The organism is Bradyrhizobium sp. UFLA05-125 (assembly GCF_059803515.1).
Genome location: NZ_JBANBJ010000063.1, coordinates 24270 through 47755, shown reverse-complemented (window position 1 = coordinate 47755; position 23486 = coordinate 24270). Strand labels below are relative to the sequence as shown.

16 protein-coding genes are annotated in these 23486 nt (G+C 61.2%); 5 read left to right on the top strand and 11 right to left on the bottom strand.

Annotated features, from left to right (window positions below; genetic code table 11):
• Positions 1-142: 142 nt before the first annotated feature.
• The 3 genes from SO156_RS35200 to SO156_RS35190 all read right to left on the bottom strand — a co-directional run bounded on the left by SO156_RS35200 (position 143) and on the right by SO156_RS35190 (position 4366).
• A complete protein-coding gene (locus tag SO156_RS35200; RefSeq protein WP_498537977.1) occupies positions 143-1501 on the bottom strand; it encodes a tetratricopeptide repeat protein in 1359 nt (452 codons plus the stop codon).
• Positions 1459-2103 carry an adenylate/guanylate cyclase domain-containing protein gene (locus SO156_RS35195; RefSeq protein WP_498537976.1) on the bottom strand — a complete coding sequence of 215 codons (645 nt, stop codon included), beginning with the start codon at positions 2101-2103 and terminating at the stop codon, positions 1459-1461. Before SO156_RS35195 ends, SO156_RS35200 begins: the two co-directional genes overlap by 43 nt.
• 361 nt (positions 2104-2464) lie before the next feature.
• A complete protein-coding gene (locus SO156_RS35190) occupies positions 2465-4366 on the bottom strand; it encodes an adenylate/guanylate cyclase domain-containing protein (protein WP_498537975.1) in 1902 nt (633 codons plus the stop codon).
• A 113-nt stretch (positions 4367-4479) separates the two neighbouring features.
• On the opposite strand from SO156_RS35190, the gene SO156_RS35185 reads away from it, so the two are divergent.
• Together SO156_RS35185 and SO156_RS35180 are read left to right on the top strand one after the other, a co-directional pair.
• Positions 4480-5325 (top strand): YHS domain-containing (seleno)protein, encoded by an 846-nt coding sequence (locus SO156_RS35185; protein WP_498537974.1) that lies wholly within the window; start codon positions 4480-4482, stop codon positions 5323-5325.
• A gap of 813 nt (positions 5326-6138) precedes the next feature.
• Positions 6139-7443 carry an LssY C-terminal domain-containing protein gene (locus tag SO156_RS35180; protein ID WP_498537973.1) on the top strand — a complete coding sequence of 435 codons (1305 nt, stop codon included), beginning with the start codon at positions 6139-6141 and terminating at the stop codon, positions 7441-7443.
• Between the two features lie 360 nt (positions 7444-7803).
• Here SO156_RS35180 and SO156_RS35175 read toward each other — a convergent pair whose 3' ends face one another.
• Together SO156_RS35175 and SO156_RS35170 are read right to left on the bottom strand one after the other, a co-directional pair.
• The gene (locus tag SO156_RS35175; protein ID WP_498537972.1) at positions 7804-8880 is read right to left on the bottom strand and encodes a hypothetical protein; all 1077 of its coding nucleotides are present in this window, start codon (positions 8878-8880) and stop codon (positions 7804-7806) included.
• Positions 8881-9364: 484 nt separating this feature from the next.
• A complete protein-coding gene (locus SO156_RS35170; protein WP_498537971.1) occupies positions 9365-10417 on the bottom strand; it encodes an alpha/beta hydrolase family protein in 1053 nt (350 codons plus the stop codon).
• Positions 10418-10710: 293 nt separating this feature from the next.
• On the opposite strand from SO156_RS35170, the gene SO156_RS35165 reads away from it, so the two are divergent.
• Positions 10711-11691, top strand: a complete 981-nt coding sequence (locus SO156_RS35165) for an ABC transporter substrate-binding protein (RefSeq protein ID WP_458147537.1) — start codon at positions 10711-10713, stop codon at positions 11689-11691.
• Positions 11692-11876: 185 nt separating this feature from the next.
• On the opposite strand, the gene SO156_RS35160 is transcribed toward SO156_RS35165, so the two are convergent.
• Positions 11877-13475 carry an FAD-binding oxidoreductase gene (locus SO156_RS35160; RefSeq protein WP_498537970.1) on the bottom strand — a complete coding sequence of 533 codons (1599 nt, stop codon included), beginning with the start codon at positions 13473-13475 and terminating at the stop codon, positions 11877-11879.
• Between the two features lie 100 nt (positions 13476-13575).
• Here SO156_RS35160 and SO156_RS35155 point away from each other — a divergent pair, with 100 nt between their 5' ends.
• Both SO156_RS35155 and SO156_RS35150 read left to right on the top strand, forming a co-directional pair.
• Complete coding sequence (locus tag SO156_RS35155; protein ID WP_458147539.1) at positions 13576-14133, top strand: ATP-binding protein; 558 nt, start codon at positions 13576-13578, stop codon at positions 14131-14133.
• A gap of 33 nt (positions 14134-14166) precedes the next feature.
• Complete coding sequence (locus SO156_RS35150; protein WP_498537969.1) at positions 14167-15078, top strand: amidohydrolase family protein; 912 nt, start codon at positions 14167-14169, stop codon at positions 15076-15078.
• Here SO156_RS35150 and SO156_RS35145 read toward each other — a convergent pair.
• The 5 genes from SO156_RS35145 to SO156_RS35125 all read right to left on the bottom strand — a co-directional run bounded on the left by SO156_RS35145 (position 15066) and on the right by SO156_RS35125 (position 23446).
• The gene (locus SO156_RS35145; RefSeq protein WP_498537968.1) at positions 15066-15941 is read right to left on the bottom strand and encodes a methylenetetrahydrofolate reductase; all 876 of its coding nucleotides are present in this window, start codon (positions 15939-15941) and stop codon (positions 15066-15068) included. The two genes, SO156_RS35150 and SO156_RS35145, sit on opposite strands and share 13 nt — an antisense overlap.
• Positions 15942-15957: 16 nt before the next feature.
• Positions 15958-17370 (bottom strand): hypothetical protein, encoded by a 1413-nt coding sequence (locus SO156_RS35140; RefSeq protein ID WP_498537967.1) that lies wholly within the window; start codon positions 17368-17370, stop codon positions 15958-15960.
• 107 nt (positions 17371-17477) lie between these two features.
• Positions 17478-20594, bottom strand: a complete 3117-nt coding sequence (locus SO156_RS35135; RefSeq protein ID WP_458147543.1) for an efflux RND transporter permease subunit — start codon at positions 20592-20594, stop codon at positions 17478-17480.
• Positions 20595-20642: 48 nt separating this feature from the next.
• Entirely contained in the window at positions 20643-21890 is a 1248-nt protein-coding gene (locus SO156_RS35130; protein WP_458147544.1) for an efflux RND transporter periplasmic adaptor subunit, read from the bottom strand.
• 155 nt (positions 21891-22045) lie between these two features.
• Entirely contained in the window at positions 22046-23446 is a 1401-nt protein-coding gene (locus SO156_RS35125; protein WP_498537966.1) for a CoA transferase, read from the bottom strand.
• Positions 23447-23486: the final 40 nt, after the last annotated feature.

The window sequence follows — 23486 nt, the reverse complement described above, 5'->3', positions numbered from 1 at the left end:
GGCCGGACACATGACTTGCACCCGACCGCAAGCCGAACGCCAGATTCTTCTTGCAACGCGGGCGTCGTCCACACATGGCCCATAAGAGACATGCGGCGAACCGCCCTCTGGATCACCTAATCCGCGTGGGCAACCGCCTTGATCACTCCGGCAGCCCGGTTTTTCGGAGGCTATCGTCGAATTTCTTACTGAATAAGAGAAGACGCGCAAGGGGAAGCGGACTATAGGACGGAAATTGCTTTCCCACGACCCGAGCATACCATTGAGAAATGGTCCGGATAGGGGCTTTGTCGTTCGCCAAATAGCGCTGCATTGTTGCGCGCGCCTCGTCCTCTCGGCCCGCCAGGGCAAGCAGCGCAGATCGCGTAAATCCCATGAGTGGAATATCTGGAGCAGCAGTTTCAGCCCGCTCAATCCATAAAAGCGCCTCCTCATAGTCCTGCAACATGCCGAATGCGAGGGCCTTAGCGAGATAAAATGTTGGCCATATGGAAGCGGGACCATGCGGACTGAGCCGCAGCGCCCTGTCGGCATAGGCGATGGCTTGATCCGGCTCACCGACAAAAACGTAGGCCAAAGCCAATCCAGGCTGAATGGCGACGGGGACTGACATCTGGGCGCGCCGATAAGAATCAATCGCGTCCCGATAGCGTCCGGTTGACAGTAGAACATCGCCTTTGGCCGAGAGAGCCATGGAGAAGTCAGGGTCGATCTTTATGGCTAACGAGGCAAGTTCGTCCGCGCGGCGAAGATCAGCCTCACGATCGTGACCCGCAAAAAAGGCAGAGCGTTGGCTGAACTTGAATGACAGCAACGACAGTGCCCGAATGTTCTCAGGGTCGATCTGCAGCGCTTGCTCGCACAGGCGGTAGGCGGAATCGCGTTCGGGCGTCCAAGACACGCGCATTAAGGTTGCGTAGCAGCGCCAAGCAAGGTCCTCCGCATTGGGATTGGCAGCGCGGGTTTGTGCCCTCTGCGCTTTGTCAGTGAACATCTTCACACCGACCGCAAACGCGATGCGGTCAACAATGGCATCTTGCATCTGCAAGAGGTCGGACCGGTTCTCGTCAAACTGATCAGCCCAGAGATGCGCATTGCTCTCGGTATCGATGAGCTGGGCATTCACGCGCACCCGGTCGCCACTCGGCTGTACGCTGCCTTCCAGCGCATAGCGCACACCGAGATCCTTGCCGATCTGCTGCATGTTGATTGGCTTGCCCTTGTAAGTGAAGGCAGTTGACCGGGAGATCACGAAACTGTCCCGAAAACGCGAGAGCCCGGTGGTTAGCTCGTCGCTGATGACGTCAGCCAGATAGTCCTGATTCGCATCACCCGACAGGTTGGCAAAGGGCAGCACGACGATGGAGAAGCGCTCAGACGGCTTTGCCAGCTGGTCTGACAGCTGTACGGGGATACGGCCGAGGTGGAAGTATAATGCTGCGCCGACAGCGGCGGAAATCAGTACGGCTGCGCTCCCATCGCCGTGACGTGCGCGCTCCACCAAGCGCGATGCACAGCCGACGTCGCATTGTGCGGCTGCCAAATTGGCTTGGTGCGTCGCGCACCATCAAGAGCGACTTGGAAGACCCTCACTGGCCGTGCGATGTTCTTGAGTTGACGCTCGCCTACATCCTCGAAGGTGACATCGAATTTGCTCCGAACCTGCCGGTGCGCGTCATCGGAGATGCAAATGCCACCTGGCTTCGCCAATCCCTCCAGACGCGCCGCCACATTCACGCCGTCGCCAAAAATGTCGCCTCGATCGATGATGATGTCGCCGACATTGATGCCCATGCGAAACTCGATGCGCTTCTCATTTGGCACGCCGGCATTGCGCTCGGCCATCCCGTGCTGGACATCAAGGGCGCAGCGCACCGCGTCCACCACGCTACTAAACTCGGCCAACATCCCGTCGCCGGTGTTCTTGACGACCCGACCACGGTGTTCCGCAACCTTGGGATCGACAAGAGCGCGCAGATGGGCCTGAAGCTGGACATGCGTGCCCTCTTCGTCCACTCCGGTCAGCCGGCTGTAGCCAGCCACATCGGCTGCCAGTATGGCAGCAAGCCGGCGTTCGATGCGGTCCTGCCCCGACGCAGCCATGGCCCTAGTCTCCGCGGCTCGTTATACACCCTATTGCGGGCCTGTGGATCGCCTCGCCGATAGGGCCTCCCCGGGAGCTAGAACTGCAAGAGGCCCCAATCAGAGGAATTTCCGGTTCTGGCCCCTCGCGTCATTTGCCGCTTCTGCACAAATGCGGGCGCTATCGGGACCGAAGCGGACTTCGATTGGTAGCGAGCACTGCCCGGTTCAGTCGCGGATGACCCTGAGCCGACATTCGGATCGCGGGGTGCCGCCGCTAAATACAGTGCGGCTGATCGTCCCGACCAATGGCGACTACCTGTTCGCGCCAACTTTTTGTCCGGTTTAGCGAGGGATCGGCCAATGGGAAGCAAAGATCCTGCTAATGAAATTCAGCCTTCTTGAGACCCTCCAACATATGGTCGTGGGCTGTCTGCGTGCCGAATTGCGAGGCGAACTGCTCAGCATCTAGAAACGGCGCCATACGCATGACCGCGCTCCGCTCTCGTTCAGCGTCCGCTGCTCTATTCAACTCTGCGTAGGCGGCCGCCAAAACAGACCGTCCCGTAACCTGGGTGTTACGTCCGAGACTTCCGGCGAGGGCACGGTCCATGGCTTCGACGGACGCGCTGTAGCGGTCGAGGAAATAATAGGCCGTGGCAAGAAGAAAGGTCGCTCTGGCATTGACGTTATCAAGGCGAAGGGCGCCTTCAAGCCAGGGCAAAGCATCCGCGGCTCTGCCTGCCCACACCAAAATTGCACCCCGCATCGAAAAGCTCTCGGCATCGCTCGGATTGATCTCGAGGGCACGATCGATCTGTCCTAGGGCGAGGTCAAAACGTCGCCTCGCCAAATGTACCTCAGCGAGCAGGCGATAGGCAGTGGTCGATGCGGAATCCAGCGACAGGGCTTTCCGCGCCAGCGTTTCGGCACGAGCGAGGTCGTCGGCGATAAATTCTGTCCATCCCGACGCCACCGCCTCGATGAGCGTCAAACCTAGTTCCGCGTAAGCAGCGGCGTAGCTCGGGTCGAGATCGATGGCGCGCTGGAACATGTCCTGCGCATCGTCGTTGCTGTCACGGGTCGCGCGCGAGAAGTGCTCGCGCCCGCGCAGGACATATTCGTAAGCGGCGAGGTTTTCGGTAGGCTTGGCGAGAGCGCGGTCCCGCTCGAAGCGGGTGAGCTTCACTGCAGCCGCGCCGACCACGCGCCGTGCAATGTCCTGCTGCACATCAAAGATGTCCTTAACCTCGGCATCGTACGCTTCGGACCAGACGCTTCGCCCCGTCGCTGCCTCGGTCAATTCGACGTTGACGCGAAGACGATCGCCAGCACGGCGAACGGTGCCTTCAAGGAGGTAGCGAACGTTGAGCAGGCGCCCGATTTCGGCGGGCGCCAGGTTTCGGTCCTTCAACTGAAAACTCGCCGATTTGGCGACGACGAGTAGGTTCGAGAAGCGACCGAGCGCGGTGATGACGTCCTCGGTGATCCCGGCACAAAAGAAATCCTGGCCGGCGTCGGTCGACAGGTTCTTGAAGGGCAGGACTGCCACCGAGGGGCGTCCGGCGAGACGATGCGGCGCAGCAAGGTCAGCGACTTCGACCGGCTTGGGCGCTGGCAACCCCAGCAGATCTCGGCCCGCGCCCGTGTAAAGCGCCCATGCAACGAGGCCCGCCGCAGCGAGGCCGCATACCCCTGCTGCTGCAGCCAACGGCCTCCGCTGTTTTCCTGCCCGACCTGGGACGGCCGAGACGCCTACCAAGTAAGCGCGAACAGGCTCGGCGATATTCTTCACACGATGGCTGCCGAGCGGATAGTAATCGAGATCGAGCTTATTTCTAACCTGCTCGTAAACAGTGTGGGAGATGCAAACGGTGCCAGGCCGGGCGAGAGCCTGGAGACGGGCCGCGATGTTGACGCCATCGCCGAAGATGTCGCCGCCGTCGACGATCACGTCGCCAAGATTAACACCGATCCGGAGCTCGAGACGGCGGTCGGGCGGCATGGGGTCGTTGATGGCCCGAGACGCCAGCTGGATCTCGACGGCGCAGTTTAGCGCGTCGACGATACTCGAAAAGTCCGCAAGGAGGCTGTCCCCCGCTGTACCTACGATCCGCCCGCCGTGTGAGGTAATCAGCGGATCGACGGCGCGCCGAAGCTCACCGAGCACTCGATGTGTGCCCGCTTCGTCCAAGCCCATCAGGCGGCTGAAACCGACTACATCCGCGTGCAGAATGGCGGCGAGTTTCCGGTTCCGAGCGCCGAGGTCTAAAATCTGAGCCATCGGTCACCCGAAAATAAGGCAAGCCGTTGACCTAACCGCAAAGAAGGAACATTGTATCAGATGTACTATCGGGTAGCCACGGAAACGTGGAAGACGGTTGTCCGGAGGAAGACGTGCAGACGGCTTCTTTTCTTGGACTGAAGCGGAGCATAAAGCTGCTCGCGCTCCTGTTTTTGACCTTCCTCGCCCGCACGGCGTGGGGCGATGAACTGAGGCTCTCGATTAGCGGCTATGACCCGGTCGCTTATTTCACTGACGGAAAACCCGTTCAAGGCAAGCCCGAATTTGAGTATTCGTGGCACAGATTGCATTGGCGCTTTGTCAGCGGCGAGCACCGCGATCTCTTTGCGCGAGATCCGAAACATTACGAGCCGCAATACGATGGCTACTGTGCGATGGGAATGTCGGACGGCGAGGCGGCGCACAAGGATATAGTCGATCCTGAAGCTTGGGCCATCGTCGACGGTAAGCTCTATTTGGCGCGCAACCGCTATTGGATGCAGGTGTGGCGCGAAAGCGCGAAGGAGCGTATTCGGCACGCCGACCAAGATTGGGAAATCGTCAAAGATTTGCCAGCACCGGAGATCGTCGGGCCGCCGTGCGCCGCTTCTCCGCCCACGACCAAGGTCGCGTTGCGCGACGGCGGCCATTTGGTCCTCGTGGGGGGGCAGGTCGCGCGCAACGAGGACGGCAATATTGTGGGCAAAGGCGATCTGCAGGCGCAGATCGAACAAGTTGGCAAGAACGTCGGTGCCTGCCTCAATGGCGGCGGCGCGACGGTCAAGGACATTATTTTTACGGTCAGCCACGTTACAGAGCCCGTCGAATTCGATAAATACGCCGATTTGCGGCAGCGTTATTTCGGCCCGCCGTCGCCGAAGAGTGCGACAGTCCCCGTGCAGCAATTGGCTAGCCCGGATTTTCTTGTGCAGATCGAGGCCTTCGCCAAGGTTCGATAACGCGGGACGCGAGTATCTCTTCATCCCAGGGCAGCTAACGCACGGCGGCACAGGTTGGAACGGTGGGCGGGATAGTGCTGTGCCCTTTCGCTTGGAACGAGCTTTGAACGTGCGTCATTCGGACCGCTTGCCGAACTGTTGCACGCCTTTGTTGATGTCTGCACTTGGCCCTTCGCGTCATTTGCTGCTCCGGCACAAATGCGGGCGCTGTCGGGACCGAAGCGGACATCGATTGGAAGCGAGCATTGCCTAGCTTAGTCGCGAATGACCCTTTGCGGACATATCGAAATCAAAACAGACCGAAACGGCCGAGACGAGAAGCACTGCGCCTCTCGCGTCTTCTTCAACCAGAATAGACTTTGGGGCATCAGGGAGACCAGGTCGGGATCGAATACAAAATCGTGCCGTCATGCTCAATGGCAGTTGCCGGCCCCAAGCCGAACAGCGCTTAAGCCGTTGTGATGTCGGCTGTCGGCGGTAAACCGGACGACGGGGTGTGCTTGCCTCGACCGCCGCTTGTGACCCTTAGCGGCCCTCATTGATCTAGCTCAACATGGAAGCGTGACACTCTGTCTCCATCATGCCCGAGCACCATGATTTGATATCTTAAAGGTGCGGCATCTGCGGCCATGCTCTGCCTGCCGCTATCTCGATACTCTCGTTTTGGTGCTTTTAGGAGTTCTTTAGAGGCTTAGAGCGCGGGACGCTCGATTTTTCCTGAGAGTCCGCGCGCCAGGAATCGAAGACAGTTCGAGAAAACGAGGCTTGCATTGCCAAACGGATATTCTCGAACTGCGATTGCGGGAGCTGGCTATGAAGAACTCTCGGACGCGAAAAATCCTTGTCGCTGCTATCCTGGTGATTGCGTTGGCGGCGATGCTCGCCGTTGTCAACTCATTCGGGTTTACCCCAGATCCAAGTGACACCTCGACTTTCATGGCTCGAGCGCAGCAGAAGTCTGCCTCTGGAATCAAGGTGGATGCCAGCGCACTCGGCGAGAGCGAAAGTCGCCAGTTCTTTGGCGAAAATCTTGCCAGACGTAACATTCAACCCGTCTGGCTATCAATCGAGAACCAGACCGATGACCAACTCACCTTCATTCCCGTCGCGACGGACCCAGATTACTATTCACCATACGAGGTTGCTTATCGATTTCGCGGCCTGATGTCCTTTGCCGCCAATCGTGCGCGCAACGAGTTCTTTCTGAGCCACCAAATTGCAAACGTCCTCCCGGCCCACTCGAAAACGACCGGTTTTATGTATTGCATCCTGGACGCTGGCATCAAATATGCCCATATCGTCATAGCCGGGCCGAAACGTGTTGAGACCTTTGAGTTTGCGTTGCCCGTCCCGGGACCAAAGTTTGTCGGTACTGACATTGGCACTGATATCATCTATCCTGGCAAGAAGATCAACGATCTCGATCTTGAGTCATTGAGAACGACGTTTGCGAAGCAGGCCTGCTGCACAACCAACGCTGACGGCACGCGCAACGGCGATCCGCTCAATCTCGTCATTGTCGAAAACCGGCAAAGTCCGATTGTTCCTTTCATCTCCCGTGGCTGGCATCTCGCCAGGCAACTCGATTTCGCAAGTGACATGGAAACTGCGCGGGCCTTCATTTTCCGAGATCAGTTTCTGACTTCTCCAGTGAGTCCGCTGTACGTCTTCAATCGCAGGGAAGACTTCGTTCTGCAAAAGGCCCGATCGACAATAAATGAACGCGTTCATGCACGGTTTTGGCTTACGCCGTACACGTTTGAGGGACGAAGAGTATGGATCGGGCAGGTAAGCAGGGATATCGGAGTGCGCCTCACTACTCAGACATGGAATTTGACCACCCATAAAGTCGCGCCCGACGTCGATTTTGACCGCGCTTATATGCTGCAGGACATGTTGCTGTCCGGATTTGTCGAACGATACGGTTACGTCGATGGCGTTGGTGCAGCCCCGGCTTCCGCACCGCGCACGAACCTCACCGGCGATCCCTATTACACTGACGGATTGCGCGCTGTGATATTCCTCTCGAATCAAACTACACCGCTCGGAAATATCGAAAGACTTCCCTGGAACATTCCATTGGCGCCGCGTGAGGAAGCCGGTCGCGACGTTCAGTAGTCCGACCTGGGTCGTAGTTCGAACAATTTTCAATAGGCGACAGGATACATCGACCGCATCCTCCGGGGTGCCAATCTTGCCGATCTGCCGGTCCAACTGCCTGTCAAATTCAAAATGGCCAACGCGCTTGGCCTCCCGGTGGACACCGATGCTGCTCGCGCGCCCACGGGTGATCGAATGATGTCGCCTATTGGCCCTTCGCGTCATTTGCTGCGTCTGCTCAAAAGCGGTCGCTATCGAGACCGAAGCGGACATCGATTGGAAGCGAGCATTGCCTAGCTTAGTCGCGAATGACCCTTTGCGGACATATCGAAATCAAAACAGACCGAAACGGCCGGGACGAGAAGCACTGCGGCTCAACTACGGAAGTCCTTTTGTCAGCGTAAACGGATTGAACCCACGTTCCGCGAGGGCAGCCCACGAAGCTGCGCCAAGATGTGACAATCGGAAATAGAGTCGCGGCTTGGTCGGATCGGTGTCCAGCACGAACCCGGTCGGTAACTCGCGGACAGTTGTGGCATAGAACCCGCTATCCGGCGACCTCTGGGATTCGATGACAGCGATCAACGACTCTGCCCTCTCAGTCCTGCCGAGCAATTTCATCAAGAGGGCCACTTGGCTCGTCCCTTCGGTCCACACGCCGTCCCGGTCTTCACCGTAGGCAAAGCCCTCGCCGACACTCATTCGCCGTTCGGCGGTCGTCATTGCCGGTGCAAATTTCCCGGCCGCTCCGGGGAGCGCCGTTAAAGGCCAGACCTGGGCATCCAGAGCCAAAATCGGATTGTGCGTGACACCGTCTTCAGCGGTACCTGCGGCGAAACACGCGCATGCCGGATCCCACATCGTACTTACGAAGTACTCAGCAACCGTTGCCTTATCGCGCCAGCGCGAATCGCCTGTACGGATCGCAAGAAGGCCAAACGCGGCGGCGAGGTCAGTATTATGTTCAGTCGATTTCCACGTCCGCACTTCCGGCGTCGGTTCGTGCCCAAACGTACCACCCGTGAAACCGCCAGTACCGCGCGTATCGGCCCATTGCGCGACCCAGGCGCCAAGCCGTGCTGCACCATCGCGGAACCGAGAGCCGGTGTTCACATCATCAATCGACAGCAACGCCAACATGGCCCATGCCATGTTACCAACATCGCTGCCTACCTGATATCGATCCTCTAACCATTTGTTCTGAGTATTGTCCCACCACCCTGGAAGTTTGACGGGGCCATTCGCCACCACACCCGTGGCGTAAGCGTTCCTGAGCCGTCCATCGTGCCAGGTGCGGTCGTTGTCGATGGCCCAGAGAATCGCCGAGCCAATCCGATACGCTTTGTCTTGCTCACCGCAACCGACCAATGCGATGGCGGCTACCGCATTGTCGTAGAGGTAGGCGGCGCCATGCAGAGGTCCCGATTCGACGGTCGGATAGCTGGGCAGGAACAACGGCCCTGGCGGTGCCTTATCGATTAGATCAGCGAGATATCCGCACGCTGACACATTTGGTGTCGCTGAAGCCGGTAGTGGAGCGGCAACCATAGCGATTGTGAAAGTCGCGACGATCCAAGTGTGACGGAAGAGCCCGCGATAACGGTAGAAACAATAAGCAATTGGTTCCGATAGCATTTCGCTGCCTCACGCGTCTTCTTCAACCAGAATAGACTTTGGGGCATCAGGAAGAGACCAGGTCGGGATCGAATACAAAATCGTGCCGTCATGTTTCAATGGCAGTTGCTGGCCCCAAGCCGAACAGCGCTTAAGCCGTTGTGGTGTCGGCTGTCGGCGGTAAACCGGACGACGGGGTGTGCTTGCCTCGACCGCCGCTTGTGACCCAAAGCGGACCTCTCCCCCCGCCCCATGCCGGCTAGAACAGCAGAAATCTTGCAACGACGCTGTGCGGTGACGGCGATCCCGCCGCGGCGCTATGGAGTCAATCGACGACTGTTTTAGTGAACCACGAAAGCGTGCGAAGCGCCAAATCGTCTAGGGCGGTTGGGCCTTGAGACGCACCAAGGCCTTGATCGATATTGATGCTGAGCAATTCGTGCTTGCCGGAGTGATATCGAAGGAGGCTTTGCCCGAGTTCAAGTGGAGCATCCCTATAACGACTGCTCATCACCACGAGCATGGCACCTTTGTAGGGCACTATTTCCGCGGCCGGGCTCAGCGTCCAGACGTCTTTGTAGAAGGCCTGTTTCAAGGGCCTGATTGCGCCAGAATGCGTTTTGACCTCGACAAGTTCGCCGCCATGCCTTTCTAGCCCGGTTTCGAACTTTTCCGTGCCGGCGCGTGCTGTGTATTGGTAGATCGGATTGGCGATTGGTAGCCAAAGGACGATTGATTTTACCTGGCCTGTCGCGCTGAGGCGGCCGGCCGCAGCCGTGGCCATGATCGCTCCTTGATTGTAACCAACGATTCCGATGCGGTCGTGATCAATATCGGGTTGCTCCGCGAGCCATCGCAAGGCCGCGAGCGTTTCCGCGATGCGGCCCTCAAGCGTCATATCTTCAAGTTTTCCATCCGATCCACCTGCCCCACGCGTGCTGATCCGCAGGCTTGCGTATCCACGCTCCGCCCACAGGCGTGCCGGGCGAGAGAAAAAGCCTTCCTGAGTGCCGCTAACCGGGAGTCCATCGCGCAGAGGCGCAAAGCCGTGCAATATCAGGATCGTCGGCGGAGACTTGACGTCAGTCGGCAGTGTCAGCGTACCAACTACCTTCTGCCCGTCCACGTCGAAATGAACGCTTTGTTCCGAGACCTTGCTCAGGATCGGCGGAGCGCTTTCGGCGACGCTAATGGCTTCTGCGGCGTTGAGTGGATCGTGTAGGATGGCGCTGATCAAGAGCATCAATGTGACTGCGACCAAGACCCGGGCGAGGCTCACCAATGAGTTACTCAACATGATGTGTCGCATCTCCGATTTTGCTACCGAGCGGCTTGTCGGCTTAATGTGGATCTTGGGCGAAACGGCCTTCGACTTCAACGTATGGCTTAACAGGTTTCCCGCCTCAGTTGGCTGCCTCCCCATCAAGCCAAGCCTACGATTTCGCCTTTTGGCCCCTCGCGTCATTTGCTGCTTCTGCACAAATCCGGGCACTATCGGGACCGAAGCGGACATCGATTAGTAGCGAGCACCGCCCGGCTCAGTCGCGAATGCCCCTGAACGGACATGCGCAGAAGAAGCCTCTTGCATTCGAAACATCGGGGTGTGATTTTGGTTCGCCCACGCACACATCAGAGATGTGCTATGCTTGACGCTGTGCGAAGCTGCTGGCTATGAGACGGCGCGAGTTCATCGCTGCCTTCCTGGGTGTGGCATGCCCCTTAGCTGGGTACGCACAGCAGCCCAAAAAGATCCCGCGGCTGTGCTTCCTTACATTCGATCCTGACGCATCGCGGTCGACACGATTTGGTGCGTTTTTTCAGGGTCTGCGCGACTTGGGTTATGTTGACGGGCGGACAATCGCAATTGACTATCTCTCTGCCGATGACCGCGGCGATCGGTTCCCCATTCTCGCTGCAGAGTGTCTGCGCCTCAAGGCGGATATCATCGTCGCGAGCACCACCCCAGCCACTCAGGTCGCCATGAACGCGACCCACACGATCCCAATCGTCATGCTCGCACTCGCTGATCCGGTAGCGGCCGGTCTTGTAGACAGCGTCGCCCGCCCCGGGGCAAACGTCACCGGAAGTTCAATGATGGTTTCCGAGCTTTCGGCCAAGCGTCTTGCCTTGTTGAAGGAGGCCGCGCCCAAAATCTCGCGGGTACTCGTACTGACCTACTCCGCCGACCCGATTGCAGCCTTACAGGTGAAGGCACTGAAGGAAGCAGCCCCCTTGTTGGGCTTGACGCTGCACGTTCATGACATCCAGACCGCCGACGACCTTCCAGCCGCGTTCGACGCGGGAGCCAAAGAAAGTGCCGAAGGGCTCATCGTCGGTGCCGAGAGCATATTCCTTGTTCACCGTGCGCGAGTTAGTGAACTCGCGGCCCGCTACAGATTGCCCGCGATATATCCTTTTTCGATGCAAGTCACGAACGGCGGTGGACTAATGGCCTATGATCCAAACATTCCTAATCTCCAAAGGCACGCAGCCAATTACGTTGACCGCATCCTCAAAGGCGAAAAGCCGGCCGACCTGCCCATAGAGCAGCCGACTGAGTTCTCATTCGTGATCAATCTCAAGACCGCCAAGGGGCTCGGACTCACTATTCCAGAGTCGATTCTGCAGCGGGCCGACAGGGTGATCGAATGATCGCTTATGGCCCTTGGCGACATATTGCGCTGCCGCACGAACTTGGTGCTAACCGGGCAGTAGCCTTCGCCGCCGACGGTTATGGGTACACGGCCTAGGCTTTATTTGTTGAGTATGATCTCCGCGCAAACGCGTTCCGCGTTTGTCGCGAGGGAAAGCCGCTGCACACTTTTCCGGATCATGCTTTACGAAGCGTATTTCTGATACATCGTGCTGGTGAAGAGACCGGCCGGATCGTACTTGCGCTTGGCCGCGAAGAAGTCATCGATCTGCGGGTACGATTTCTCGAACTGGTCGCGCGAGTAATAGAGCTGGTACGGCAGGAAGAAGCGCCCCTGGTTGGCGATGGTGAGATCGATCAGCTCTTCCGTCACCTTCTTCATGCGGCGGTTGCCCTCATCGTCCGTCGGCTGGTTGATGTAGAGCACCAATGAGAACGCAGGCTCCGGCGAATAGGTCAGGAAATTCTCTTCCTTGTGCACGACGCGGACCGACGCATTCAGGAGATTGGTCTTGTTGTCGAGCATGATCCTGCGCATGCCATCGACGAAGGCGACGAAGTTTCTGCGCGGGATGAAGTATTCGTGGAGGATGTCGGTCTCGTCCTGCAAGGCGTTGCGCAAGTACGGCACGGAATCGTGCATGGGATTGTTGCGGCTGACGAGGCAGGCTTCGCCCGAGGCGATCGCTTTGGCGCGGGTGACCGTGCAGGTCTCCATCCGGTGCTCGATGTGCTTCTCCGACAGCCACTTCAGCTCCTGGAAGAATGGCCCCTGCTTGGAGAGGTTGATCGTGAGCCGCCTGAGCTTCGTGCTGCTGACCTCGCCGAGCTCCTCGATCGCGAAATCGGTGCCGTCGACCTTGGTGTAGGTGTAGAGCAGCATTTCCTGCAAGAAGCTGCTCGGCGCGGTCGAAAGATGGCCGTACATCAGGCCGATATTGGTGTCCTTCTCGATCTCGCCTGCGAACAGCGCCGGGAAGGCCTTGTAGTCGAGCACGCGCCGTCCGGTCTGGTAGACCGTGTTGTCGGCGATATCGAGCTCGGCCTCGACGATCACGCCGAACAGGCCGTAGCCGCCGACCACGAGGTTGAACAGCTCCTGGTTCTCGGTCGGCGAGACGCTTTGGAGCGAGCCGTCTGCCAGCATCACCTTCATCGTCTTGATCGAGCGGGCCAGCGCGCCGGCCTGGTGGTCCATGCCGTGGGCATTGACCGAGATCGAACCGCCGACGCTGAAGATATCGGTCGACTGCATGGCGCGCACCGCAAAGCGCGGATGCAGCGCGATCTGGATGTCATGCCATGTCGCACCCGGCTGTACGGTGACGCTGCGCGCCGCCTCGTTGAGCGTGATACGGTTGAAGTTGCGCATGTCCAGCACGATACCGCCCTTGCGGAAGGCCTGGCCGCCCATGGAGTGGCGCACGCCGGCCGTCGTCACCGGCAGCTTGTTGGCGCGGGCGAATGCCAGCGTCCTGGCGATATCATCGACGCTATGCACCTCGACCACGCCAAAAATCTCGGTGCGGTTGAGACAGCTCGCATCATTGATGCTGCCGCCGAGCTGTGACCACTTCACGCCCTGAAGCGGCGCAATCGCCCTCACCTTATCGAGATCGATCTTGCCCTGCTCGCCGATGTCGTCCGCAGCCCGGCAGTCCTTCGGACCGGTCGGATCGGCCGCCAGGGCCTGGAGCTTGCGGAAGCCATAAACACCGAACAGCGCAACGAGGACCGCGGCGGCCGAGACGCCTGCTTTGAATTTGCCAAAAGATTTTTGCATAAAGTGATTCCGGTGGGAGGGCGATGATCCGGGAGCGCGGATCATTAGTCAAACCGGCGGCCGGTCGGTTCAAGCCATCAGCCAGTTTCCAGGGACGACCATGAAAAGCTGCCGCATTCATCTGACGGGAGCATCAGGCTCCGGAGTGACGACGCTCGGCCGCGCACTGGCGGACCGGCTTGCGCTGCCGCATCACGACAGCGACGACTATTTCTGGCTGCCGACGGCACCGCCCTACCAGACGCTTCGTCCCATCCCCGAGCGCCTGCGCCTCATGCGCGAAATGTTCCTGCCGCGCCGCGATTGGGTGCTGAGCGGATCGGTCACCGGCTGGGGCGACGAGCTCGTCGCGCATTTCGATCTCGTCGTCTTCGTGATCACGCCGCGCGAGGTGCGGCTGACGCGTCTGCGCGCCCGCGAGGCCACGCATTTCGGCATGGATGCCGTCGCGCCGGGCGGCTGGCGCCATGAGGAGACCGAAGCCTTCATCGAATGGGCCGCGCATTACGAGGCCGGCGGCCGCGAAGGCCGCAATCTCGCAAAGCATGAGGCGTGGCTTGCGGGCCTGCCCTGCCCGGTCGTGCGCGTCGATGGCGCGCGGCCGGTTGCAGAACTCGTCGAACAGCTATGCGGCGACGTGCGGCGACTGCCAGACTGATGTGATATCGTCGTCCCAGCCGCCGGAGTCACCATGACCAGCAAAGCCCACGCTGGGGCGTCGCAGCCGTCGACGCCCGTCAATTTCGACGTCCCTGCCCAAGCCTGCGACTGCCACACCCACATCCACGGCGATCCCGAGAAATTCCCCTTCTTCGCGGGCCGCGTCTATACGCCGGAGCCGGCGTCGCCGGAAGAGATGGCGGCGCTGCACAAGGCGCTGCATATCGAGCGCGTGGTAATCGTGACGCCGAGCGTCTACGGCACCGACAACTCGTCCACCCTGTTCGGTATGAAGGCCCGCGGCGCGACCGCACGCGGGGTGGCCGTAATCGACGACAAGACGACGGAAGCCCAGCTCGATGCAATGGGAGAGGATGGCTTCCGCGGCATCCGCATTAATCTGGCAACCGGCGGCATCAGCGATCCCAATGTCGGGCGCGCACGCTTCACGGCCGCCGTCGAACGCATGAAGTCGCGCGGCTGGCATGTGCAGCTCTACACCACACTGCCGATGATCTCCGCGATCAAGGACCTCGTGCTGTCCGCGCCCATGCCGGCGGTGTTCGATCATTTCGGCGGCCTGGAAGCACCGCTTGGACTGGAGCAGCCGGGATTCTCCGACCTCCTCGAACTCGTGAAATCGGGCAAGGCCTATGTGAAAATCTCGGGCGCCTATCGCTCGTCAAAACTCGCGCCCGATTACCAGGACATGGTGCCGTTCGCCCGCGCGCTGATCGCGGCGAATGCCGACCGCATCGTCTGGGGCACCGACTGGCCGCATCCGGACTCAGGCCATGTCGAGGGACGAAAGGCCACCGACATCGCTCCGCTCCATCAGATCGAGGACGGGCGCCTGCTCAACCAGCTCCCGGTCTGGGCACCGGATGCAGCCATCCGCAAGAGGATCCTGGTCGACAATCCGGCACGGCTCTACGGTTTTTGACGAGCGCTCGCGTGCTCCTTCAGCCAGCGCGCGGATTTGCGAAGACCGCCGAACGGGAACAAATGGAAGCCGCTGATCGGCGAGCTCGCAGCCTTCGCTGCGGTCTCGAGCCCGCGCACCACCTCGTCCGGCCCGGTCTCGGTGAGTAGCCGGCCGTAACGGCCGATCTGGTTGCGCACTGCGCGGATCGAATTGCCGACGCCGCAGCGAAGCGCGAACTTCATCAGCGTGGCCGGACTTGCGGGACCCGCGAGGCCGATGACCACAGGAAGATCGATAGCCGCGATGCGAAGCTCGCCCAGCCAGTTCACGATCGGTACGGCCTCGAAGCAGAACTGCGTGACGATATCGAGCGCGAACTGCCGCTCCCTGCCCCAGTCGCGCCACGCCGCAAGCGACTTCATCGCCTGTACCGTGTCCAGGTAAGGATGCCCTTCGGGGTGGCCGGCGATGCTGACGTGCGAGAAGCCGTGCGTCTCGATCAGGCCGCTTGCGGCCACATCGCGGCTCGACTTGAACGGCCCTTTGGCGATGGCGAGGTCGCCGGCAATCAGGAGGATGCGGTGGACGTTCGCCTCGCCGCGCAGCCGGCGGAAGAAATCGTCCAGCGCTTCGCGCGAGGCGATCTCGCGCGCCGCGATGTGGGGAACCGGGTTGAAGCCGGCGCAGCGCAGCGCTGCCGCGGTTTCGACATTGTGCTGGTAGTGGTCCCCGGGGAGGAAGGTGATGCTGACATCGATATCAGTCGCAAAATGCTCGTGCAGCTCGTCGATCTGATGCCCGCGCGAGGAGATTTCCACCGACGCCTTCGGCAGCAATGCGGCGAGATCGCCGGAGAGGGACTGTTCGAGCGTCATCGTCATCGCGCGCTCCGATCGTTTACGCCGGCGCCCGGCGACGCGAGATCACATAGGTCTCGTCGTTGAACCAGAGCCCGCCATGCTTGCGCACCACGCGATCGGTCGCCTCGAGATAGCGGCCGTCGCGCACCACCTCGGACAGCCTGTCGTCCTCGATCTGCGCGACATAGATCGCCGCGTTCCAGGCCGCGAACAGCGTCGAGGTGCCGATCGGGCCGGACACCTCATCCGGCAGGGTGTGCATGCGGTAGCGGAAGATCGCGCGTGCATCCGACGACGCATTGAAATTGTAGTGCCGCGCCGCCGAGCCGAGCTCGCGCTTGACCTCGCGCAGGATTGCGTAACGATCGGTGCCAAAGGGATCATCGCCTGGCCAGACCTGGTCGATGATCTCCATGCCGGGATCGCGGCCGTGGGAATGGATGCCGATCAGCCGGCCGCCGGGACGCAACGACCGCACCAGCGGCGTCACCACCTTCGAGGCCTTGAATTCAACGCTGGCTTGCGCCCGGTAGGGCTGTGAGGCGATGACGAGATCATAGTCCGCCATCACGCGACCCGGACGCGGCATGATCGGATCGAGCAGGAAGGAATGGTCCTCGCGCCTGAGCGTCAGGATCACCGGCCGCATATACACCGGATTGCCGGTCTTCGTGCTGATGCCGGCGCGCCAGTTCTCGGCGAGGAACGGCTCGAGTTCGCCGATCTGCTCGGCAAAGCCGTGCGCGGTGTTGCCGGAGAGCGCGACGTCCTTCCAGAGCAAGCCTTGCGCCGCGGTCGCCGAGCGCGGGGTCAGCCAGGGCGCCTCGCCGTAATAGAGGTTGGTCACGACGAGCACGGTTGCGGGATGCTCGAACAGGCGGTCTGCCATCTTCTCCAGCATCATGCGGACGTCTTCGTAGGAGATCTCCTTGGCCACGACATAAAGCGGCATTGCCGGGAAGCGCGCATGCAGCGCGCGCATCACCCGCGACAGCACGGTGCCGTCGCCGGAGCCGGCGTCGAACAGCCTGAGTGCCGGCGGAGCCGGCTGGAGATTGGAGATCTCCAGCGAGATGCGGTTGGCGACCTCGGTCTTCTCGCTACAGGTCGAGACGAACAGGAGATATTTCTGCCGGTTGTCGAAGAAGCGGAAGCCGGCCGGCGCGGCCTCGACCACGGGAGCCACGCCATTGGCCGCTTTCACCGCGACGGTCGCGGAGCTGCCTGATGGCTCCGGCCGGTGCTCGCTGAGATAGGCGCGCACCTTGTCGAGCGTGCCCGTCGTGATTCTGGCGCCGTCGCGCAGGCGCGACACCAGCTTGCCGTCGTTGACGACGAGCCGGCCGAAGGTCGATTCCGCCGTCCGGGTCGCACGGCAGTAATCCCGGATTTCACCCAGGATCTGCTCCGCCGTGGCGACCCCCCTGCCCGCCTGTTCCTCCATCCGCATGGCTGGTCTCTCCCGCGGGTACCCTTGCCTCTAATCAAGGAACGCCGGGGGAGTTCGTCAACCACAAATCGAGTGGGCAGGATGTGTGGGCGTGTGCCCACAGGGGATCAGCGGGCGCGGCGCGAGAAGAAGGAGATCAGGACCGGCAGCGTTACAAGGATCACCACAGGCGCCAGCATCATGCCGGTGACGACGACGATCGCGAGCGGTTTTTGCACCTGCGAGCCGATGCCCTGCGACATCGCAGCCGGCAACAGACCGACGCCGGCGACCACGCAGGTCATCAGCACCGGGCGGAGCTGCAACTCGCCCGTACGCACCACGGCGGTCATCCGGTCGAGGCCTTCCTCGATGAGCTGGTTGAACTGCGAGATGATGATGATGCCGTCCATCACGGCGATGCCGAACAGTGCGATGAAACCGATCGCAGCGGAGACGCTGAAGGGAATGCCGGTGATGACGAGCCCGAGCACGCCGCCAAAGATCGCCATTGGGATCACGCTCATGGCGAGCATCGTGTCGGTCATCGAGCCGAAATTGAACCAGAGCAGGATGCCGATCAGCGCCAGCGAAATCGGCACCACGATCGACAAGCGCCGGATCGCGTCCTGGAGGTTGCCGTACTCGCCGACCCATTCCATGTGCGAGCCCGGCGGCAGCTGCACCTGCTCGGCGATCTTCTGCTGCGCCTCGCGGATCGCGCTGCCGAGGTCGCGCTCGCGCACCGAGAACTTGATCGGCAAATAGCGCTCCTGCTGCTCGCGATAGATATAGGCAGCACCCGAGACGAGGCTGATCGTGGCAACCTCGCTCAAGGGAATCTGCGTGATGTTGCCGTTCGGTCCGGTCGCGCCGATGCGCAGATTCTGGATCGCCTCGGCGCTCTTGCGGTATTCCGGCGCCAGGCGGACGATGATCGGGAAATGGCGGTCGGAGCCCGGCTCATAGAGATCGCCCGCAGTGTCGCCGCCGATCGCGACCTTGATGGTGGCATTGATATCGCCGGGCGCAAGGCCATAGCGCGCGGCCTTGGCGCGGTCGATATCGATCTGGATCGTCGGCTGTCCGAGCGAGGTGAACACCGCAAGGTCGGTGACGCCCTGCACCGTCGACAGCACCGACTTGATCTTGTTGGCCGTGTCGGTCAGCGCCTTGAGGTCGCTGCCGAACAGCTTGATCGAGTTCTCGCCCTTCACGCCCGAGACGGCTTCGGAGACGTTGTCCTGGAGATATTGCGAGAAGTTGAACTCGACGCCCGGGAAGTGGTCGTCGAGTTCCTTGAGGAGTTGCGCGGTCAGCTCTTCCTTGTCGTGAGTACCCGGCCACTCGCTCGCGGGCTTGAGCGGCGCGAAGAACTCGGCGTTGAAGAAGCCGGCGGCGTCGGTGCCGTCGTCGGGGCGGCCATGCTGCGACACGACGGACTCGACCTCCGGCCGGGCGCGGATCAGCTTGCGCATCTCGTTGACGTAGGTGTTGCCCTCCTGGAGGGAGATGGTCGGCGGCAGCGTCGCGCGGATCCAGAGATTGCCCTCTTCCAGCTTGGGCAGGAATTCGAGACCGAGCAGCCGGCCGAGCGCCAGCGTCATGACGACGAGGCCGATGGCGCCGCCCAGCACGATTTTGCGGTTGCTGACCGCCCAATGCAGCACCGGCGTATAGATCCGGTGCAGGAGCAGCATGACCCTGGTCTCGGTCTCCTCGACGTGCGCAGGCAGAATGATCGCCGACAACGCTGGCGTTACCGTAAAGGTCGCAAGCAGGCCGCCGGCGAGCGCATAGGCATAGGTACGTGCCATCGGGCCGAAAATGTTGCCTTCGACGCCAGACAGCGTGAACAGCGGCAGGAACGCCGCGATGATGATGGCGGCGGCAAAGAAGATCGAGCGCGACACGTCGGCCGCGGCCGACAGGATGGCATGGCTCTTCATGCCAAACAGCGTCTCGGGCGAAGCGTGCTCGAGCTCGGAGAGCGGCGTCGTCTGCGTCAGGCGGCGGAAGATCGCCTCCACCATGATGACGGTGGCGTCCACGATCAGGCCGAAATCGATGGCGCCGACCGACAGCAGATTGGCGGACTCCCCGCGCAGCACCAGGATGATCACGGCAAAGAACAGCGCAAACGGAATCGTGGCGCCGACGATCAATGCGCTGCGTAAATCCCCCAGGAATATCCACTGCAACAGCACGATCAGCAAAATGCCGACCACCATGTTGTGAAGCACGGTGTGGGTGGTGAGGTCGATCAGGTCCTTGCGGTCGTAGATGCGCTCGATCCGCACGCCGGGCGGCAGGATGGTCGAGTTGTTGATCTGGGCGACGAGCTGCTCGACGCGCTTGATGGTCGGCGTGCTCTGCTCGCCGCGGCGCATCAGCACGATGCCCTGCACGATGTCGTCGCTATCGTCGAGGCCGGCGATGCCGAGCCGCGGCTTCTCGCCGACGGTGACGGTCGCGACGTCCTTGACCAGCACCGGATTGCCGCCGGTCTGCGCCACCATGGTGTTGGCGAGGTCGTCGATCGAGCGGATCAGGCCGACGCCGCGCACCACGGCGGATTGCGAGCCGATATTGACGGTGTTGCCGCCGACATTGACGTTGGAATTGCTCACCGCCTGGAGCAATTGCGGCAGCGTCAGGCCATTGGCCATCAGCTTGTTGAAGTCGACCTGGAGCTCGTAGGTCTTGGTCTTGCCACCCCAGCCCGTGACGTCGATCACGCCGGGCACGGAGCGGAAGCGGCGCTGGAGGATCCAGTCCTGGATCGTCTTCAGGTCGAGCACGCTGTAGTTCGGCGGGCCGACCAGGCGGTAGCGGAAGATTTCGCCGATCGGGCTGAGCGGCGAAATCTGCGGCTGCACGTTGCCGGGGAGCGGCGCGAGCTGCGCCAGGCGGTTCAAGACCTGCTGGAGCGCCTCGTCATAGGTGTAGGCGAAGGAGAACTGGAGTTTGACGTCGGAGAGGCCGTAGAGCGAGATGGTGCGGATCGTCGTCAGGTTCTTCAGGCCTGCGACCTGGGTCTCGATCGGGATCGTGATGTAGCGCTCGATCTCCTCCGCCGACAGGCCCGGACTCTGTGTCACGATGTCGACCATCGGCGGGGTCGGGTCGGGATAGGCCTCGATGTTGAGCTGGTTGAATGCGATCAGGCCGCCGATCAGCACGGCGACGAACATGCCGACCATCAGGTAGCGGCGATTAACGGCAAGGGCGACGAGACGATCCATTACAGGTCAGTTTTTTTAACGGCAGTTTTGATGGCGCATGAGCATGCGCTAGCTGCCAGAGGCCGCGCGATCGATGAACAGGCTGCCCTTGGTTACAATCTGCTCGCCCGGTTTCAGATTGCTTGTGACTTCGACGAGATCGCCGTTGACGAGCCCGATCTTGATCTGGCGCAGCTCGACCGACTTGTCCTCGCGCGCGACCCAGATGCGGACCTGGTCGCCTTCATAGATCAGCGCCTGCTTCGGTACCCCCGGTGCAGCAGCGCGGTCGCCGGCCGAATAGATCGTCACGTTGGCGAACATCTCCGGCTTCAGCAGGCCTTCCTTGTTGTCGATGGTGGCGCGGACCAGGAGACGGCGGGTGTTGGGATCGATCGCGGCGGCGACGTAGTTGATCTTGGCGGTGAAGGGGCGGCCCGGCAGCGCCATCACGTTGACGGTGATGTCCTGCCCGACGGAGACGGACGCGGCATCGCTTTCGCGCACGAACGCCGTGAGCCACACGGTCGAGAGATCGCCGATCACGAACACCGGATCGCTGGCGCCGGCGCTGACATACTGCCCGGGGCCGATCTTGCGCTGCACGACCGTGCCGGCGATCGGCGCGTAGATCGTGATCTCCGGATTGATGCTGCCCTTATCCTGAAACGCCTTGATCGATTCGTCGGTGAAGCCGAGGATGTGCAGCTTGTTGCGCGCGGCTTCCAGCGCCGTCACCGATGAGCGCATGTCGTTCTGCGCCTGCACTTGCGTCGCTTCCGCCTGCTGATAGTCCTTCAGCGGAACGGCGTGGCCTTCATAGAGATCCTTGGCGCGCTTGAACTGGATGTCGGCGAGTTCGAGCGCCGACTTTGCCTTGTTCTGCGACGTGATCGCCGTGATGAAATCGTTCTGGGCCTGCACGGTGTCGGCGGCCTCGATCAGGAATAGCGGCTGGCCCTGCTTGACGCTCTCGCCGGGCTTCACGAGCAGCTTGGTGACCCGGCCCGCATAGGGCGAGAACACCGGCGTCGAACGGTCCTCGTCGACCGCGACCTTACCTTCAGTGACATATTCGGCGCGGAAGGTCTTCTGCTTCACCGGCTCGATCGACAGCGTCGCCCATTCGGACGGCGTCGGCGTGAAGTTCTGCGCGTTCTTGCGCGACTGGCTGGAGACCTCCGAATGGTTCTTTTCCTTGCCCCCGGCGTAGAGGTAAGCATAGGCGCCACCGCCGGCGAGCACCAGTAAAACTACGGATGCAATCAGCCGTTGCTTGGTAAATACCTGCGATTGCTTGGTATTTTTGACTAACATGGGGCCTGGTCATTCTCGCGATGATTTCAGCAAAATGACTGCCTCATCGATCGCGCTAATAGTGCCGAATTGAGATTTCAGACAACCTAAAAAACGCAGGTCGCCTTTCGGTTTGCGTTAAAATTTTGCGACGTCAGTTCTATGTCAGCTTCGTGTCAGGCACGGCTCGGCCATACCGGCGGGTGGCTGCCGAGCGGCATCGCCGGACGCAGCCAATCGGCCGGGGTTTTCGACAGCATCGCCGAATGGCTGACCGCTTTCAACGTTCCGAAACCCGATGGCATGGCCTTTATGAACCCAGGATGTACAGCCGCCCCCGGAATATCCGGGGTCTTCAGGCCGTCCGCGAGCCGGCCGAGATTCCACAACCAGCGCCCGGTTTGTGCCAGCGACACGCGCACGTGCCAGCTGCCGCCCTCGCGGGCCTGACGCGCCTTCGCCATCATCGCGCCGAAGGCCATGAGGTAGCCCGTGGCGTGGTCGAGCATCTGCGCCGGCAATTCCTTCGGTCCTTCGACGCCCGCGGCCTGCCCCTCCGCGTGGTTGAAGCCGGTCGCAGTCTGCACCAGCGAATCGAAGCCGCGCCGCTCCGCCCAGGGACCGGCATGGCCATAGGCCGACAGCGTGACGTAGACGATGCCGGGATTGATCTGTGCGGCATCTTCCGGTGCGAAGCCGAGCGCGGCGAGCGAGCGCGGACGATAGCCTTGCGAGAAGATGTCGGCTTCCTTGAGCAGAGCGCGAAGCTGCTTGCGGCCCGCATCGCTCTTCAGCTCGATAAAGGTCGTGAGCTTGCCGCGTCCGGTGTCGATGGTGAGCCAGGGAATGGCGGGAAGCTCGGGACCGGAGATGAGCAGCACATCGGCGCCGTGGACGGCGAGCGTACGGCCAGCAACGGGCCCTGCGATGACGCGAGACAGATCAAGCACGCGCAGGCCTGAGAGCGGACGACCGCCTTTTGGCCATGGCTTGGGCGGCGCCTCACCGATCTTCTCGATCGAAACGAGCGGCAGTTCGGCCAACGCACGCGCCTGCGATAGCGCCATCCATTCGTCATAAGAGCGCATCAAGGCAACGACGCCGCCCACCGCATAGGCCGCGGTCTCGAAGTCCTCACCTTTCCACTGCATCAATGCGGCCTGCACCTTTTCGCGCTCCGGCTCGCAGCTAAGCACCTTGCAGACGGCGTCGCGATGGTGAGGGAAATTGGTGTGGCAGCGGACGAAGCGGCCGTCGCCGGTCTTGTAGACACCTGCGATCGCGTCCCAGGCCGGTGGCGGCGGCTTGTCGTCGACACGCAAGTAACGTTCGGAGCGGCATTCGACGACCGCATGGCGCATGTCCACGGCGACATCCTGCGCTTCGCCCGTGCGCTGCCGCCAGATTTCGGCTGCCGCAAGGCCTGCCGCGGCGATGCTGACCTGGCCTGCCGCCGCGACGCGGAATGAAGACGGGATTTGCGGCTCCGCGCCGCTCAGCCGCACGCGCTCGAGCGCGGCGGCATCGCCGCCCGCTGAGGTCCAGATGTCCCTGAGAATGTCAGCGGGGCTTTGCATGGCCATTGCTCTCCCGATAATTTCAGCAGCATCGCATTAG